Annotated in this window: 16 protein-coding genes; 8 read left to right on the top strand and 8 right to left on the bottom strand. The window is 37.4% G+C overall.

Features of this window, described 5'->3' with window-relative positions:
- From VJ937_RS06025 to VJ937_RS06005, 5 genes are all read left to right on the top strand, one after another.
- A partial coding sequence (locus tag VJ937_RS06025; protein WP_324065987.1) for a peptidylprolyl isomerase occupies positions 1-2,601 on the top strand: 2,601 nt, incomplete at its 5' end.
- A 112-nt stretch (positions 2,602-2,713) separates the two neighbouring features.
- Positions 2,714-3,259 carry an HNH endonuclease gene (locus VJ937_RS06020; RefSeq protein ID WP_057952372.1) on the top strand — a complete coding sequence of 182 codons (546 nt, stop codon included), beginning with the start codon at positions 2,714-2,716 and terminating at the stop codon, positions 3,257-3,259.
- Between the two features lie 3 nt (positions 3,260-3,262).
- Positions 3,263-3,562 (top strand): hypothetical protein, encoded by a 300-nt coding sequence (locus VJ937_RS06015; RefSeq protein WP_324065986.1) that lies wholly within the window; start codon positions 3,263-3,265, stop codon positions 3,560-3,562.
- 173 nt (positions 3,563-3,735) lie between these two features.
- A complete protein-coding gene (locus VJ937_RS06010; protein ID WP_324065985.1) occupies positions 3,736-6,495 on the top strand; it encodes an OmpA family protein in 2,760 nt (919 codons plus the stop codon).
- Between the two features lies 1 nt (position 6,496).
- The gene (locus tag VJ937_RS06005; protein ID WP_324065984.1) at positions 6,497-7,036 is read left to right on the top strand and encodes a GNAT family protein; all 540 of its coding nucleotides are present in this window, start codon (positions 6,497-6,499) and stop codon (positions 7,034-7,036) included.
- On the opposite strand, the gene VJ937_RS06000 is transcribed toward VJ937_RS06005, so the two are convergent.
- The 8 genes from VJ937_RS06000 to VJ937_RS05965 form a co-directional block, all read right to left on the bottom strand.
- A complete protein-coding gene (locus VJ937_RS06000) occupies positions 7,012-7,473 on the bottom strand; it encodes a type I restriction enzyme HsdR N-terminal domain-containing protein (RefSeq protein ID WP_324065983.1) in 462 nt (153 codons plus the stop codon). The genes VJ937_RS06005 and VJ937_RS06000 overlap by 25 nt on opposite strands.
- 17 nt (positions 7,474-7,490) lie before the next feature.
- Positions 7,491-8,804: a Na+/H+ antiporter NhaA gene (gene nhaA / locus VJ937_RS05995; RefSeq protein WP_324065982.1), complete on the bottom strand. Its 1,314-nt coding sequence runs from the start codon at positions 8,802-8,804 to the stop codon at positions 7,491-7,493.
- A 67-nt stretch (positions 8,805-8,871) separates the two neighbouring features.
- Entirely contained in the window at positions 8,872-9,135 is a 264-nt protein-coding gene (locus tag VJ937_RS05990) for a hypothetical protein (RefSeq protein ID WP_324065981.1), read from the bottom strand.
- A gap of 29 nt (positions 9,136-9,164) precedes the next feature.
- The gene (locus tag VJ937_RS05985; protein WP_324065980.1) at positions 9,165-10,346 is read right to left on the bottom strand and encodes a SpoIIE family protein phosphatase; all 1,182 of its coding nucleotides are present in this window, start codon (positions 10,344-10,346) and stop codon (positions 9,165-9,167) included.
- A gap of 3 nt (positions 10,347-10,349) precedes the next feature.
- A complete protein-coding gene (locus VJ937_RS05980; RefSeq protein ID WP_324065979.1) occupies positions 10,350-12,200 on the bottom strand; it encodes a [Fe-Fe] hydrogenase large subunit C-terminal domain-containing protein in 1,851 nt (616 codons plus the stop codon).
- 24 nt (positions 12,201-12,224) lie between these two features.
- Positions 12,225-12,479, bottom strand: a complete 255-nt coding sequence (locus tag VJ937_RS05975; protein WP_057952381.1) for a (2Fe-2S) ferredoxin domain-containing protein — start codon at positions 12,477-12,479, stop codon at positions 12,225-12,227.
- 271 nt (positions 12,480-12,750) lie between these two features.
- Positions 12,751-13,377: a class I SAM-dependent methyltransferase gene (locus tag VJ937_RS05970; RefSeq protein WP_324065978.1), complete on the bottom strand. Its 627-nt coding sequence runs from the start codon at positions 13,375-13,377 to the stop codon at positions 12,751-12,753.
- Between the two features lie 4 nt (positions 13,378-13,381).
- Positions 13,382-14,107, bottom strand: coding sequence for a signal peptidase II (locus VJ937_RS05965; RefSeq protein WP_324065977.1), 726 nt, complete (start codon positions 14,105-14,107; stop codon positions 13,382-13,384).
- A gap of 277 nt (positions 14,108-14,384) precedes the next feature.
- Between VJ937_RS05965 and VJ937_RS05960 the strand changes: the two genes are divergently transcribed.
- The 3 genes from VJ937_RS05960 to VJ937_RS05950 are packed head-to-tail and all read left to right on the top strand — an operon-like array spanning position 14,385 to position 16,827.
- Positions 14,385-14,933: an RNA polymerase sigma factor gene (locus VJ937_RS05960; protein WP_324065976.1), complete on the top strand. Its 549-nt coding sequence runs from the start codon at positions 14,385-14,387 to the stop codon at positions 14,931-14,933.
- 12 nt (positions 14,934-14,945) lie between these two features.
- The gene (locus tag VJ937_RS05955; protein WP_324065974.1) at positions 14,946-15,476 is read left to right on the top strand and encodes a hypothetical protein; all 531 of its coding nucleotides are present in this window, start codon (positions 14,946-14,948) and stop codon (positions 15,474-15,476) included.
- The gene (locus VJ937_RS05950) at positions 15,445-16,827 is read left to right on the top strand and encodes a hypothetical protein (RefSeq protein ID WP_324065973.1); all 1,383 of its coding nucleotides are present in this window, start codon (positions 15,445-15,447) and stop codon (positions 16,825-16,827) included. Before VJ937_RS05955 ends, VJ937_RS05950 begins: the two co-directional genes overlap by 32 nt.
- The last annotated feature ends 138 nt before the right edge of the window (positions 16,828-16,965 follow it).

Here is a 16,965-nt window from a genome sequence, read left to right as displayed (position 1 = left end):
TTACTATTGGCTTTATCTGCCCTTACAGCATGTAATAAAAATAATAAAAAAGGCGAATTTCCTCCATACAGAATCAGCGAAACAAATGCAGATAGTATAGTTGAAACCATTACCTATAAAGAGTATTTAAAGGAAAAACGCAAAATAGACAGATACAATAGATTATTATTGAAAGATCAGTATAAAGTAGAAGAAAAACAAAAAAATCAAATAAAGGCTTTTACTAACCTCATTAAAAAAAAGAAAATCAATCATGAATTAGATTATCTGGGAATTCAAATATCTAAAGAAGAAAAAAACAACTACCTGTTTGGCAATGATATACATCCGGGCATTAAGCAAAACCCGGTCTTCAGAAATCCTGAAACCGGTAAATTTGATCCATCGAGAGTAAAGCCTTTCATTAAAAAGCTTGAAAAAGCAAAGGATTCCGACCCGTATTTCATGTGGACTTACCAAATCAACAATATAAACAATAATTTACGTCAGAAGAAATATGAATCACTTCTGAAGTCAAGTTTTTTCATAACTGAGGTTTACAGCGACTGGTTAACAAATCTTCTGGATAAAGAAGTAGCCATAAAAGCAACTACCCTTCCTTATAGTGATTACAACGACTCAGTAACGCCCACTGACAAGGATTTCAAAACTTTTTTAAACAAAAACAAAAACACATATCAAATAAATGAACGACGTTATTTAAGAGCTGCATATATCCCTCCAAGGATCCATAAACATTTCCATGAAAAAGAATATAAATCATTTAAAAGGTTAATAGAAAGTGGGCAATCATTTGAAAAAATTGCAAGCATGAGCCCACACATCAAGAGATACAGTTCTTTTTATTATAAAAACACCATTCCCCAAAAAATGCAAACCTTTTTTGAAAAAGGAAAGCCTGGCGATGTTTTTGGCCCGTATTTCACAAAGAACTCTTTCAGAAGCATAAAAATTGAAAGTATTACTCATTTACCAGAAAAAGCCTGGGCTCATCATTTACTTTTAAGAAATTCTAATTTTAATGAAGCAAGTAAGGTCAAGGAACAATTTGAAAAAGAAATAAAAAAGGGAGAAAAATTCCTGGATATCGCAAAAAGGTATTCAAAAGAAAAGCCCAATAAAGCAGAATGGGGAGATACAGAGTGGTTTAAGCATGCCGAGATGGCAAAGGATTTTAGTGACAGCACATTTTACAACCAACCAGGAGAGATTGTGTTAGCTAACACCCGTTTTGGTTGGCACATTATTAAAATATTTGATCAGGATGTCAAAAGGAAAAAATACAATTTCACAGCATTATATCAACCACTTTCACCATCCGAAAAAGACATTGAAGCTACTATGGAAGAAGCCAGATCCTTTGCAGAAAACATAGAAAACCCGAAAAAATTTGATAGTAAGGCTGTTGCCAACAACTACATACTCGAAAACTATGAAGCGATGGCTTTAGATACCAAAGTAAGAGATCTAAACAATAGTCAACATTTATACAACTGGGCTTTTAATTCAAAAAAACATGCCATTTCAAATCCCTATAAAATCAATGGTAAAATATATGTATTTAAAGTTGAGGCTATTGGAGAGCCCGGAACTATGCCACTGCATGCAGCAAAAAATCTTATCGAACCCTTTGTCATTAAAGAAAAAGCTAAAGCATATATAAAGCAAAAATACAATAAAAATAGCTGGGATACTTATCAATTAACAGAGGCCATTGAACGACTCAATATGAATGAGTATAATATAACAGGAATTAAATTCAGCCAAAACTCTCTGGCTAATGTAGGTGGTGAAACAGAAATGATTGGTTTGGCTTTAGCGCTTTCTAAAGGCGAAAGAACTAAATTAATATTTGGAAAAGAACATTTATATTCAATTGAAAAAACAGGAGAAAAGCCCACAGGGTCTCAAGAGCGTTTTTTCGACAATAAAAAACGTTTATGGAAAACTATTATTAATAATGGCAGGTACAGATCTATCTTTGATTTATACGACAGACTTACAGTGAACAAAGTACGTAAGCAAGACAGCTACTTTTTATTACCTAAATATACCGATACACTACCAAATAAACCTGAATTAAATGCTGAAATGTATCCCGCCGAAAAAGCTTTTAGAGAACAAAAATATGATTTAGCACTAAAAGGGTCAAAATCGCTCAAAGGGTTTCAGCAATTAGCTCACGAAACACCATCTAAACAAAGTAGGCTAGCTGCAATTTATGGAGGAATATGCGCATTGCACTTGCAAGAATATCAATTAGCTGTTCAATTACTATCATCCGTAAAAACAGAAGATCGTTTCTTTTCAATTATATCATTAGGTGCTCAGGGTGATGCGCTATCGGAACAAGGGAAAATTAACGAGGCCCTTGAAAAATACAAAGCAGCAATAAAGAGCAGGAACAACTACATCATCACTCCACACTACCTACTCAAGATTGCAGCAATATATGCATCCTTTGAAAATTATGATAAGGCTATAAGTTACTTAAGTATAATCAAAGAAGATTATAATCAGGCTCCCCAAAGAAGAGAGGCCGAAAAGCTCTATGGTTTTTTAAAATACAAAATTCAAAAGAATCAAATTATTGCAAACTAGGCGACACAAACATTAGTATAACATACTACACACAAAAAATAACAAAAATTTGTATATTAATTTATAGTGTGTTATATTTGAAATAAATTACTAACAACTAAAAACCAAAATTATGATTTGTAAATTACCATTAAAAAATGCTGAAGATCAGGCATTGGTTGATGATGTGGTATATGAATACCTCGTCAACCACCCCTATTTAACTAAAATTAAGTTTCTTGAAAACCTGCGCCGTCATAGCCGCGGGTATGCATTTTTTCAAAAAAACTGGAAGCAATCAGATGGTTCATATAAAAATGAAACAATCTATTTGCAAAAGGTTGTAGCTGAAAAATTCATCAAAAAACCTGATGAAGAAAGACGTTACTGGGTGCGTTTCATAAACGGAAATCCACTTGACTGCCGTATCAAAAACCTTGAATGGTCTACCCTTTCAAATGTTGTTCGCAACACAAGCAAGACCGACAATCAATTTGGCTACAGGGGAGTTGTAAAAAACTCAAACAAATACCAGGCGATTATTTATGTAAATCGCAAAGCAATTAATCTCGGGTCATTTGACACCCCTGAAGAAGCCGCATTGGCTTACAACAAAAAATCAATTGAGCTATTTGGTGTAACTAAAAGCCTTAACAAAATTAAAACCAAGAAAAAATAAATTATGAAGAGGTTAATATTGGTGATTTTTGTGACTTTTGCATTTATAGCAGGGTGCAAAAATGATAAAACCACTATAAAGGAAGATGCGAAAGAGCTTGTAAAGATAGACAAACAAATCGTTGATTTAACCATCAAAGCAAATAGCGATGAAAATCCCAGACTAAGCAAAAAAGCAGATTCGTTAACAAACATTTTACAAAAACGAAGCAATGAGTTGCAGTTAAAATACAAAAAGCTTAACAAAACGAAAGATTTTCAAGAAGCTTACCAAAAGGTAAAAGAAGAGATTTTTAAAAAATAACAAAATCGCTTTTACATAAAAAACCTGTGGTTAGCCACAGGTTTTTTTTTGAGATCATGGTGCAAATACGTTATATCTGGCAGAGTCTAATTAAATATAAAAAATTCATAATAAATTTTACCTTTGTATATAGCAGCATTTTCACGAGTCTAATGACTCAAATTGGGATACCTATGAAAAAATACATATTCATATTGCTGATACTTTGCACTGGATTAAGTAGCATTGCTCAACGACCGTCAAAAGATTTTAAAAAACAATTTCTTGAAGGATACAGCGAACTTCAGTATGGAGCCTATGCGCAAGCATTAAAACACTTTGAAAAAATTGAAGAAAGAGGTGAAATGAATGCCAATGTCAACTTCAACATTGGCCTGTGCTACCTAAACCTCCTGGGCGACAAATCAAGAGCAATACCCTATCTGGAAAAAGCCATCACAGACATTTCCGGGAATTACAAAGAAGGCTCCTACCGGGAACTACAAGCTCCTCCCGAAGCCTTATTCTATCTTGCTAAAGCTTACAGAATCAATGTTCAGCTCGATAAAGCTATCCAAACATACACAGAATATAAAAAACAACTCGATGATGGCGATGTTTACTACCATGAATTTGTAGAGCTTCAAATACAGACATGCAAAAATGCTAAAGAGCTGATTAGCTCCCCGATACCTGTTAAAAAAACTAATCTGGGACATGTGATAAACGATAGCGATGACAACTTTAATCCCGTCATAACTCCCGATGGCAAAACAATGATATACACAACACTACAAAGAGTATATGACAGAGAATTGCAACAGGAAACTTTTTATGAAATAATTAACTATACAACAAAAAACGAGAACGGGGAATGGGCAGAACCCCAGGATATTACATCAAAAATAAATTCAGACGGATATCTTGCTACAGTAGGAATATCTGCCGACGGCACACAAATGTACTTTTTTCGCGATGATTATGGAGATGGGAATCTTTACAAAGCAGAAAAAAAGGGATACAGATTTACAGAAATCGAGGAACTTGACCGCGACATTAATTCACGCGATTGGGAATCGCATATTTCTCCGGCCCCCGACGGAAAAACATTTTATTTCACCAGTACAATGAAAGGTGGCAAAGGAGGAAGAGACATTTATGTAATAGAAAAAGACAGTAAAGGAAAATGGAAAGACCCCGTTAACCTTGGTAGAGCTATTAATACGCCATTTGACGAAGATTGCCCGGTAATTTCGGAAGATGGTAAAACACTCTACTTTTGCTCTGAAGCACACAACAGCATGGGTGGCTACGATATTTTTTATTCAAAAAAGAATGCAGTGGGAGAATGGACTACACCACTTAATATTGGATATCCAATCAATACAACTGATGACGATATTTTCTTTATGCCTTATAAAAACGGAAAGTTTGCCCTATTTGCTCATCGAGACCCGGATGACACTTTTGGACGAAAAGACATTTATCGTTACCAGCTAAAATTTGACGAAGGGGAAGATGTTCCTGAAACGGAAGCCCCGAAATTAGCGGAGGTTGCAGACGAACCGGATACAGATAAAACTAAAACTGAAGCATCACAAATAGAATCAGACACAACAACATTAGAAGAATCCACAAAAGAAGAGGAAACACCGGAAGAACCAATTATCACAGAAACAGAAGTTAAGGAGACTCCGGAAACTGCGGAAAACAAAGAGCCAGAAGAAGAACAAAATCAATATGCATCTTTTGATATCAGAGGAATTATTCTATTACAGGACAACCAGGATACCAACGCTAACTTCAACGTCAGAGTAATTGACCAGCAAACCAATGCAATGGTAACCTCCACAAAAGCGTCTGGTGACGGAACCTATTCCATGACTGTACCTCCGGGAGATTACCTGGTTACTTTTGAGGGACCCGGATATAAAACCCACCAGCGCTCAGTAAGCATACCTTCAGACTATGGTTTACCCAAAATTACACTCGATGTAGAGTTAACACCTAAGCCTGTTGCCAGCGGTGAATATGTGCTAATGCGAGGAGTGCTTTTCGACTATAACAGCATCCAACTTACCAGAGAAACCAGAATTAGGTTAGAAAAACTCTACAAGGTAATGAACCAAAACCCACAGCTGTATGTGGAAGTCACGGGATTTTCAGATCCTACAGGCAATGCAGGTTACAACCAAAACCTTGCAGCCAAAAGAGCCAGAAATGTAATCAATTACCTTGTAAACAAAGGTATATCGAGGGACCGGTTTATAGCCAAATCAAAAGGCGAGCAACAGCCATTGGTTAGTGCCAGCAATCCCAATCCCGAAGCACAGCGTTACAATCGTCGTGTAGAGATTAATGTAATTAAAACCGGCGATACGAAAATAACCTATGAAGAGTTTAATGTTCCAGAAAATTTGAAATTTGGAGACAAAGCCGTTCAATTACAATATACCGTACTCCTTACAGATTCACCCAAACCCCTCTCACCCGGAGCATTTAAAAAAGTTGAGGCAAAGGGAGTGTCAAATGTATGGATATTCCCATCGGTTCAGGGTTATTTCTATACAATTGGTAAATATGCTTCACGTGCCAAAGCTTCTGAGCTTGTAAATAAAGCAGCAGACATGGGATTCCCCAATGCTCGCATTATTAATTATCGAGAACTGGAGAAGAAAAAACATCAGGGCAACATTGCATCTCAAAAGCGCATTGAGAAGAACAGCCAAAAAGACGGCAAATATACTATTCAGTTGCTTGCACTGAAAGTTCCCGTGGACATAAGCTATTTTAAAAATATTGATGGAGTAGAGAGAATAAAAGGACCTGATGGAATTTATCGCTATATATTGGGAAAATACGACTACAAAACGGCACAAAGAAAACGCAAAGAGCTATTAGAAAATGGATATGCAGGGGCGTTTATAATGAACCTCAATTATTATCAAAAATAATATGCAAGAAAAACTACTGGAAAACAACCATATACGCTTACGTGCCGTAGAACCCGACGATGCTGACATAATATATGACTGGGAAAATAATACCGATAACTGGCAGGTTTCTAATACCCTCATTCCGTTTTCGCATCATACCATACGAAAATATGCTGAATCAGCATCTCAAGATATCTTTGAAAACAGGCAACTTCGTCTGATGATTATGGACAAACAGCAGGGCAAAGCAGTTGGTGCAATAGATCTTTTCGATTATGACCCATTCCATCAACGCGCTGGAGTGGGTATATTAATAAATAACCAGGAGGATAGAGGACGGGGTTATGCCACGCAGGCCATTGAGCTTGTAAAGGGTTATGTATTCAATTACCTTCACCTGAAGCAGCTTTATTGCAATATTGGCTCAGACAATACAAAAAGCTTGCGGTTATTTAAAAAACTTGGGTTTGAGGTTTGCGGAATAAAAAAAGACTGGTTACGCACCTTTACGGGCTGGATTGACGAATATACACTTCAATGCCTCAACAACGAGCTATAATCAGGAATTGATTTTAAAGCTGTAGTGGATTCATTTTCAAAATCGATAGAAAAAGCATAATGTTTTAACCCATTCGAGACCATTAAATATGGTGCCTTTAGGGTTAAATTATATCGCCCTGCCTGATCTACTGTTTTTTGGGTAACCTTTACACCTGGAGCTTTGCATTCCACTATCATTGCTGGTTTGCCTGACCTGGAATACACCACTATATCGCACCTTCGTTCCATTCTGTTTACTTTTATCGGCATCTCAACAGCTATGAGTGAAGGAGGCACATCCTGATAATTAATTAAAAAGTGTAAAATATTTTGCCGGACCCATTCTTCCGGAGTATAAGGTAACCAAAGTTTCCGCACTACATCAAATATTTCTGATACTTTGGCATTTTGCCTTATCTGAATATCAGCCTTTGGCAAGTTCAGTTTCTCATACATTTATAGGCAATCGATGTTTATTTGGTAAACTTTTTCAACAATAAATAACCTGTAACACCGGCGATAAACGATCCGGTTAGTATTCCAATTTTTGCATTATTCAAAAGAGCGTCATCGCCAAAGGCCAAATTACTTATAAATAAAGACATAGTAAAACCAACAGCACCCAGCATTGCAGCTCCGAAAATCATTTTCATATTTACCTTTGAAGGCAACTTACCTATTTTCAGTTTTACCATAAGCCAGGTAAAACCAGAAATACCAATTACTTTTCCTGCGATTAGTGATATAGCTATGGAAAGTGATACTCCGGAAAAAATACTAACACTACCGGTGGTAAGCACCACACCAGCATTAGCAAGTGCAAACAGTGGCATTACCACATATGTAACAAAAGGATGTAGCAGGTGCTCAAGTGATTGCAACGGGCTTTGAACTTTTGATATTGATTGTTGTAAATTATCTATGGTTTCAAGCTGCAAATTACTTAACGTCATCCTGTCTTTGCATGATTCCTTGCAAAAGATATTACTTTGCTCACGTATACGCCCCACAAAATCTTCGAGTCGAAGCTTGCGATTTGCCGGAATAGTAAATGCAACTATAATACCTGCTAGAGTCGGGTGTATACCTGACTTTAAAAACAGGAACCATATGATATGACCTATGATGACATACCATATTAATGAACGGACATGAAACATATTTGCTATCATCAATAAGGCCATGAAGCCCATACTCAAAAATAACAGATTCCACATAATATCGTGGCTGTAAAACAACGCTATAACAATAACAGCACCAATATCATCAACAATAGCAAATGCAACAAGAAAAACCTTTAGGGCTAAGGGAACCCTTTTTCCAATTAAGCTTAATATACCAATTGTAAATGCAATATCTGTTGCCATTGGAATCCCCCAACCATCGGCTGCTGGCGTACCACCTTGTAAAAAAATATAGATAAGAGCAGGCAGAACCATTCCTCCTACAGCAGCCCCAATTGGCAATATTGCTTTAGAGAATGATGATAATTCTCCGGCCATTATTTCACGCTTTATTTCAAGACCTACAAGAAAAAAGAAAAGGGCCATCAGGCCATCATTAATCCAATGATGCAGAGTTTTCTCCAGTAAAAAGTCACCTGCACCAATAGCAATGGGAAACTCAAGAATATGAAAATAAACATCTCTGAATGGGGTATTGGCCCAAATCAATGCGACTGCTGTTGCGATTATAAGAAGAATACCTCCGGAAGATTCAATTTTAAAAAAGCGGTAGAAAGGGCTCATTATATCTTTAACAGCCTCTTTTGTTTTTTCTATAACCATTGTAACCTATTTAATTAAAGAATGCGCACGCACTTTGCTATCAATTTTTTTGCCAATGCGAACTAAATTATAAATCAAATGTAATATTCTTTGCGTCCACACCTGGCAAAGCATTTAATTCTGATTCAAGTTTTAGCATATCTTCCGACGCTCCGGTCAGTTCAAGAATAATCAACCCGTGTGGAGCACAACGGTCATCTGTTGCCTCGTGCATACCTAGTCGGGTTTTAATACTACACCCATACCGGGTTAATAATTCCTGAACCTGAGTAGCTACATTTTGACGCTCTTTAATAAGTACGCCCAACAAGCGAATTTGTTTCTCATTCATAGCCATATATTTATATATTTAAAAATGTGTCAAATATACTGTAAAGCAACTTCTTTAAGAAATTTTTCTTCTAATACCCGGGCTATTCGCTTCACCACTGTGCGTCTAATTTCCAGTTCAACGGGTAATGTCGGATCCTGATGAGCGATATTTATTTTTGTACCAATAATGATATTAATTTCATCCGATTCCAATAACATTTTCACGATTCTGTCGGCCGGCCCGTTGCCTAGTTTAATATTATTGTTATAATCGTGAAGCATATTATAGGCTTTACTCAGGGTAAGAATACCTTCAGTAATAAGATCAACGCCCTGCATATGGCTTACCGGCGGCAAATCAGGATCATGGAACTCAAACTCATCAACAATTTCACGTCCAAGTTCTCTGGCAATGATTTCCGCAGTAGTGGCGCCACAAACAATTTTTTTACCTTCAAACTGATGTACACTCATGGCCAATTCAATATCGCGATTCTTTTCAAAAGGCGGACCTGTGGAGATAAGCAACTTACGAGGTTCTCTGAAATAAATGGTTGCGCAACTGGTATCATCTTTTGATTCGTAGTTATCATTCATCACGGCCATATTAAGCACTTTCTGAGCAAGCTTACGTGCCGAGATATATGGTGTTTTTTGTACTGTCCGCACCACAAAATCAGTACTATCTTCTATGCCCCAGCCAAAAGGGTACTTGTGCGAGCCCAGACCCGACTGAATAATTCCATCGGACCAAAATATAATGCGATCTTCTTTTCGCGGCCTGAATTTAACTGCTCTTAGCTCCTTACCCTTATTCTGTTCACTCTCCATCACAATATTTTCCCAACCTGGATCGTAAACCCTGGAACCCCTCATAATTATGCAATTGGGATTATCATATTCCAGGATACTGACCTCACCGGAATCTTCAACATCAACAATGGTAAAGGTGGAATAACTGATTTTCCTGACACTACACACAGGCAGGGTGTTCATTATTATCTCAGCAATAGTTTGATAATCCTTATGTTCTCTTGTGAAATTAACTGCCATGGTGGCGGTTAAGGTGGCGAGCATATTGGCTTTAACTCCATGGCCCATTCCATCAGACAAAACAGCAATTGTTCGTCGCTCCTCGCGTAAACGTTTAGAAATAAAAACATCGCCACAAATACGCTCACCCTCATGATTACGTTGCTGGCAATTCACTTCCGTATAAAATGCACTCATATGCTATCGCTTTTTGTCTTTTTGATACGATTCAATAATAGAATTGAGCATACGTTCTGTCTCCGACGCCCCTTCTCCCAGTAGGAAACCGATTTTCTGTACCATATTCAGGTTGCGATCTATCACTTCTGAAACACGGCTAATTATCTCCTCCCGCTGAACCTCAGGAACATACATATCTCTGAATACTGCACCGGCAATATGGTGCTTCCTAATAGGAAATACAGAAACGTTCAGCAACTTATCGTTAAGGTGAATATCTTTGTTTTCTACACTTTTATTGTGCTCCAGTACGTAATTAAAAAAGTTTTTAACCGAGGGAGGAACAAGATTCTCAAGCCCTGCGCCGACAAGGCCCGGTACAACATCACTAATTTCTTTTGCATCATCACCCAACAAATTAATAAACGCATGATTTGACAACACAATTTTTTGCTGGTTATCTACGATGATAATACCGGCCTTAAGCTTATTAAACATCTCATTTGTAGTGGTTGAGAGTTCCTGCAACTTTTCCTTCTCTTTCTGAGCTGTAGCTTCCGACTCTTTTAGTGCATTTTTAGTATTTGCAAGTTTTTCGTTGGTCGATTTAAGTTTTTTAATGTAATCTTGTTTATTCTCTATGGCATAAGTATGGCACATATCCATGCGCGCCAAACCATTACATACAGCCACGGCAAACTCACGACAAGAGCTGTAGCCACATGCACCACATCCTGCCTGATTTTCAGTTCCATCTTTACCCAGTTTTTTCAGCACTTCCTGCACCTTATCTTCTGGAGGTGGAGCCATCCGCGTATCGCGGTTCACATATTCACGAGAAAAATTCAGCTTTTCATATTCATTCACATTCTTTTCCCACTCATCTTTATTCCAGTTTTTCATCCGCTTTTTGGTATAACTTATTACCAATGAACGCCTCAAAAACTTCTGACCACCTTTCGATGTTCCGGGCCCCATAATACAGCTACCATCGCAATGAAACAAGTCAAGGTGCTGCTTTAAACTGGTAAATTGTTCGAACTCATTAAGGGCTTCAACAACATTTTCACTGCCATTGGTCGATATTAACCGACCGGTAAGCAAATCTTCGTTAATATCTACTGCCTGAAACATTCCCCGGCTTATGGGAAAAAGAGAACCTTTACCGCCTATGGGTGGATCAAAATCGGCATATTCTACATTATTTTCATTTATACCGGCCTGTTTGAACATTTGCCTGATCTCTTCAAATGTAAGCACAGCATCGATCCGGCTGTCGCCTTCAAAACGCATAGCCTCATCTTTAGCCGCAATACATGGCCCGATATAGACAATGCGTACATCCTTCCCGTATTTCTCTCTTACAACTTTTGTAGTTGCAACCATGGGCGATACGAGCGGAGCCATATTGTCGTTCAAATCAGGATGAAATTTTTCCACATAATTTACGACTGCAGGGCAGTTGGCCGTAATAAAATATTTTCCTTTAAAATTATCAAACAATTTCCGGTATTCTAACCCGATAAGATCGGATCCGAAGGAGACTTCACAAACCCGGGAAAAACCCAGGGCTTTTATCATTCCCACAAAACTCCTGTAATTTGTAATATCATTAAACTCGCCCGATATACTTGGGGCGCATGTGGCAATTACCTCTTCGTCTGATTTGAGCAACCCGCGCACTGTCTTTTTTGCATCAAGGTACTCTATAGCATCATACGGACAAATGCGCACACAGCTCCCACATGCAATACACCTGTCTGGCAAAATTTTAGCGTGCCCTTCTGTTATTTTAATAGCATCGGCCGGGCAAACCTTTATACAGGCATAACATAGCTTGCATTTATCTTTTATTGTCTTAACGATTTGCATCACAAAACCCTCCGGTTAATATTTTTAATAGTATCCATCAAACTCATCGCTCAATATGTCGATTACATTAAGATAGTCGACATGCTCATAAATACGTTTATCGACTTTAAGGATGGGAGCTTTCTCACAATGGCCGAAACAATGGCCGCCATGAAAAAAGACATAATCATCGAGTTTGTGGTCTTTTATAAATTTTTGAATCACCTGTACGGTTCTTTTGTTGCCTCTGGCAAAACAAGAGCTACCTAAACAAATTGTTATTTCTTTCTTTTCCAACATACTTCTACTTATTGGTATTATAAGTAAATATGCAATATTTTTAGAGTAAAAAAAATGACATTTATCGCATTGCAAGATAAAGGTTTTTAAGGGTTAATCTGATGATTTACCGCAGAAATTACTCCTTTCGCACTGCATTGTAAAAGCCCGATGCGAGACCAGACACCATTCGTGCACATACATACATAAAAGAAATAATTCAAAAGATAATCGATTAGAATGATCTAAACTGAATTTCTACCGGTGAATTTTCAATAAAAAAGCAGCACTTTTATATAAAAAAGATCAAATCAGGCAATATAATTTCGGCTTTGCGATGAAATTGGTTTCCAATCCATTGCACTGTTTTCGGAGAATAAAAACTTACATGGGTGAGGTCGTTTTTGTAGTGCCATGTTGTAAAATTGATATCTGGAGTACGGAGTTTTGTCATCAATGCCAGCACACCCTCTTTTTCAAGAACAGAAAACATGCGTTTATAATCCTCAGCCGGATTGTGCATATGCTCCACCACTTCTGTTGCAGTTATAAAATCGTATTTTCGATCGAAAACTTTCAGGTCAGGAGCAAAATAAGGATCATAAATTTCCATTTCATATCCTTTATCCTTCAAAATTTTGGCCAACACAGGATTTGGGCCGCTACCAAAATCCAGGCCAATGGCATTTTCATTTAGGTGAGACTGTAACGGCTGGATGATGCGACTCAAAAAAGCTACATAACCTTTATCCTCTATGGTGTTCTGATGTTCATCATACCTTAACTTCTCTTCTGTTTGGTCCGGAAGAAAGTCTTCTTCAACAAAAACAAGATCACAGACATTACAATGTTTGTAGCGCTTGTTTTTGTCCTCAGCAAAAAAATGCACATCATGATTTTCACAAAGCGGACATAGCATAGTGTCATTTGTTTTTAATGAACCAACTGCGCACATCTGACTTTATAAACTGCCAGTTAAAACCTTTAATATCTTTTGAGGTTTTGTATAACTTTTGGTCAATAACTTCAATAAGCACAAAAAGCTCGGCCATTGTAATAAACATATCTTTTAAATCGAATGTATAAAACGGCCTTATGGTAATGTAATCAAGCGATCCTCCATGAAAAATATTATCAACTACATTGGCCAAAGCCCCAACAAGAAAAAGATGCACAAAACCCTTTCCCCAAAAACTTATTGGACGCTTTGTAGTATAAAACCGCCAGTATTCAAACAACAGAAAAGCTAATACAGATACAAAAAGTACATGCGGAAGGGTTTTTACATTTTCCAGTCCCAATAAAACCCACAAATAACTACCGGCCGTATTATGCGACGGATCAAAATAAAAAACCGGATCAATAATTGGGATGCTTATGGTTTGCCAATCCAGACCAAAAAGATAAATCTTAATTGCCTGATCAAGTCCCAGCAACATAATAATCCATATCCAGCTTATACGCCGATCAGCTTTGTAGAGCTTTTCACCAGCAGTCATCAAGGCCCCAACCACACCCAGCACTATTGCAGGTACACTAAAGTACAATACAGCCAGAGATGCATTTTTTACACCGTATGCAATTGTAAAAACCAACATGGCAGCCATCCAGGCGCCTGCAAAAATGCCGAAATTCCTTAAATATCGCATAACAAGAATTTTTATTTAAAAAAGTGCATGTAAAACTACAAAAAAGCATGAAAAGGGGCTTTTCTGAACTAAAAAAATAGATGATCATGTTCGATTTTCGCACTGAACAACAGCAGAAAGCGAAAGCTTTAATTATTAGCAACACACATTATCAAAAGCCAAAGCCCTGACATCCAGTAGGATAACACAATAAATTAAGATTGCACATATTTTTTATGACCAAATATTTTAACCTTTTTCTGTTATCTTCGTCTTTAGGACAAATTGAGCAATAAAATTGGAGCAAAAACTCACATCAGAGCAATTAATTAAGCAGTGCCGAAAAGGAAATGCACTGGCACAATATCAACTATACGAGCAATATGCAGATGCCATGTACAATATTGCATTCAGAATCACAGGCAATCAACCAGATGCAGAAGATGCGTTGCAAGAAGCTTTTGTGAAAGCATTCCGTAAAATAGGTTCTTTTAAAGGAGAAGCTACACCCGGAGCCTGGCTAAAACGAATAGTTGTAAACCAGTGTCTGGGTGACTTAAGAAAGAAGAAGGTTGTATTTGAACCGATAAATGACGAAAGGATAAATGAACAAAAAGAAGAAAATGAGCCGGCAATAGATGAAAAAATCCCCATGCATAAGGTAATGGATGCCATAGAGGAACTTCCAGATGGGGCAAGGGTTGTATTTACACTCAAAGCCATTGAAGAATATAAGTTCAAAGAAATAGCAGCAATGCTTAATCAAACTGAAACCAATTGTAAAGTTCAGTATCACCGGTCAAAAAAAATACTGAGCAAAAAATTAGAAGGCATTCTTCAAACATAAAATACCGTCAACATGAACATTGAAGAATATATCAATAAAAACAGAGGGCAACTCGACAATAAAGCCGCAGACAAAGCCCGAATATGGGCCGGAATAGCAGACATTCAGGCCAGAAAGAAAACACGACGCATTAAAATAACCCAGTGGGTAGCAGCTTCAGTAGTTATTTTGCTTGTAACAGGCATGCTGCTCCGGCACGAAATGGTAATGCAACAGCATGTTGATAATTTATCACAAATAAACACCAAACTCGCAAAAAAAGAACAACAGTATCAGCAACAAATCAATCAAAAATGGAATCAATTTCAGCAAATACCAGCTCACTCCTCTCCTATGGAATCAATGCTGATTGGTGAACTAAAAGAATTAGACACCTTATATAAACAAGGTTTAAAAGACATAAAGAAAAATCCGGATAATGACCGTGCAGTGATGATACTGCTTGAGACCTACGAAAAGCGCTTACGTATTCTTGAAAAACTCATTTATGAACGCCACAAACAAATCAGATATGAAAAAAGAAACGAAAACATTGAGCTTTAAAACCCTGCTTATTTGCATACTGTCGCTTACATTATTTACAGGTTTGCCATATCAGAGCCGGGCTGCTGCTGACACAAAAGCTAAGAAAAAGGAAGTTTATAATACAGAGACCCTAAAGGCCGAATTATCGCTGGACTTCAGACCAAACGTAGAGATAGAACTTTTTGAGCACGATGCAATCATTCGTCCGGCAAAGGGCAACAAAATCGCAATAGAAGTTTCGTACATTGCAGAAGGATTGGATGAAAAAGATGCCCAAATGCTGAAAAAAGCAATGAAAGCAAACCTCATTGAAAAAACGGGCAAAAACATCAAACTTTCAAACAGATTTTATGAGCACTATTCTCAATTCTCCCTCGGTCCACTATGGGGAAAAATATACATGCACCTGAAAAATGGGGAGAAACTATCTATCGATAAATTCAAATTCACCAAAATTGAAATTTTCCTGCCCCGTGATATGGACCTGACTATAAACTCAAAATACAATTCCCTTAGACAAAAACAATCTGTAAACGGCAATCTAACCATAACAGGTTACGATATGGAATATTCTGTTCCATCGATAACCGGCAATCTAAAAGTAGATGGAAAATACTCCTCATTCTATATCCCGGAAGCTGGTGACGCAAAGCTTAAACTTTATGAGTGCAAGTTCAGGTCAGACAAGTTAGGGAAAATAGAAGCCAGTAATAAGTATTCAGAACTTCATGTAAATGAAATGGAAGTGCTCACCATAACAGCATACGAAGGTGAAATCGACATAAATAGCTTAACCGATGCCAATATCAACACCAAATATTGCGAAATCGATTTAGGGGCCTGCAATAACATCACAGCAGAACTCTATGAAGGACATCTGAATATTGAAAAAGCAAACCAGGTAAAACTTAACGGAAAATACTTTGAATCGCGCATGGGAACAGTCACTACCCTGAAAATGACAGATGGATATGAAAATGATTTTTCGATAAAGCAAATTGATCAATTGAGCTCAAAAAATGGTAAGTACTGTCTTTTTAATATTGGCACACTAGCAGAATCGGCCAGCCTCATAAATTCTTATGAAGACGATTTAAGTATCGACCGGGTAAAAGCATCGTTCAGTGCAATTGAGACTAATGGTAAGTACATGGTAATTAAATTGGGTATAGCATCAGCGGCAAATTACCTACTGGAGGGCGAAATACAATACTATAATTTTGAGCTCGAACAATCAGACTTTTCAAACATTGTACACAAAGAGCATGGAAATAAACTTAATTACAACTACCAAAGAGGAGCAGACGATAGCAGGAAACGAATAAGCCTCAGCGGCTATGAAATCGACGTTATCATCAATCACCTGTAAAGCGCCATTTGTAGTATAAAAGTGAGCGAATCCAGAACTCTGGAATCGCTCACAATATTTTTTCGGCTTGACTTATTCCCCTATAATTTTTACAAGGATTCTTTTACGCCGCATACCATCAAATTCACCATAGAAAAT

The organism is Salinivirga sp., from assembly GCF_035268865.1.
Classification (GTDB): Bacteria; Bacteroidota; Bacteroidia; order Bacteroidales; family Salinivirgaceae; genus Salinivirga.
Note: the sequence above shows the minus strand (reverse complement) of the source record. Positions and strands in the feature narration are given on the sequence as shown.

What these genes read in the sequence shown, in the direction of transcription:
- VJ937_RS06020 (WP_057952372.1), top strand. Translation starts at nt 2,714, where the DNA reads ATGATTTGTAAATTACCATTAAAAAATGCTGAAGATCAGGCATTGGTT.
- VJ937_RS06015 (WP_324065986.1), top strand. Translation starts at nt 3,263, where the DNA reads ATGAAGAGGTTAATATTGGTGATTTTTGTGACTTTTGCATTTATAGCA.
- VJ937_RS06010 (WP_324065985.1), top strand. Translation starts at nt 3,736, where the DNA reads ATGAAAAAATACATATTCATATTGCTGATACTTTGCACTGGATTAAGT.
- VJ937_RS06005 (WP_324065984.1), top strand. Translation starts at nt 6,497, where the DNA reads ATGCAAGAAAAACTACTGGAAAACAACCATATACGCTTACGTGCCGTA.
- VJ937_RS06000 (WP_324065983.1), bottom strand. Translation starts at nt 7,473, where the DNA reads ATGTATGAGAAACTGAACTTGCCAAAGGCTGATATTCAGATAAGGCAA.
- nhaA (WP_324065982.1), bottom strand. Translation starts at nt 8,804, where the DNA reads ATGGTTATAGAAAAAACAAAAGAGGCTGTTAAAGATATAATGAGCCCT.
- VJ937_RS05990 (WP_324065981.1), bottom strand. Translation starts at nt 9,135, where the DNA reads ATGAATGAGAAACAAATTCGCTTGTTGGGCGTACTTATTAAAGAGCGT.
- VJ937_RS05985 (WP_324065980.1), bottom strand. Translation starts at nt 10,346, where the DNA reads ATGAGTGCATTTTATACGGAAGTGAATTGCCAGCAACGTAATCATGAG.
- VJ937_RS05980 (WP_324065979.1), bottom strand. Translation starts at nt 12,200, where the DNA reads ATGCAAATCGTTAAGACAATAAAAGATAAATGCAAGCTATGTTATGCC.
- VJ937_RS05975 (WP_057952381.1), bottom strand. Translation starts at nt 12,479, where the DNA reads ATGTTGGAAAAGAAAGAAATAACAATTTGTTTAGGTAGCTCTTGTTTT.
- VJ937_RS05970 (WP_324065978.1), bottom strand. Translation starts at nt 13,377, where the DNA reads ATGCTATGTCCGCTTTGTGAAAATCATGATGTGCATTTTTTTGCTGAG.
- VJ937_RS05965 (WP_324065977.1), bottom strand. Translation starts at nt 14,107, where the DNA reads ATGCGATATTTAAGGAATTTCGGCATTTTTGCAGGCGCCTGGATGGCT.
- VJ937_RS05955 (WP_324065974.1), top strand. Translation starts at nt 14,946, where the DNA reads ATGAACATTGAAGAATATATCAATAAAAACAGAGGGCAACTCGACAAT.
- VJ937_RS05950 (WP_324065973.1), top strand. Translation starts at nt 15,445, where the DNA reads ATGAAAAAAGAAACGAAAACATTGAGCTTTAAAACCCTGCTTATTTGC.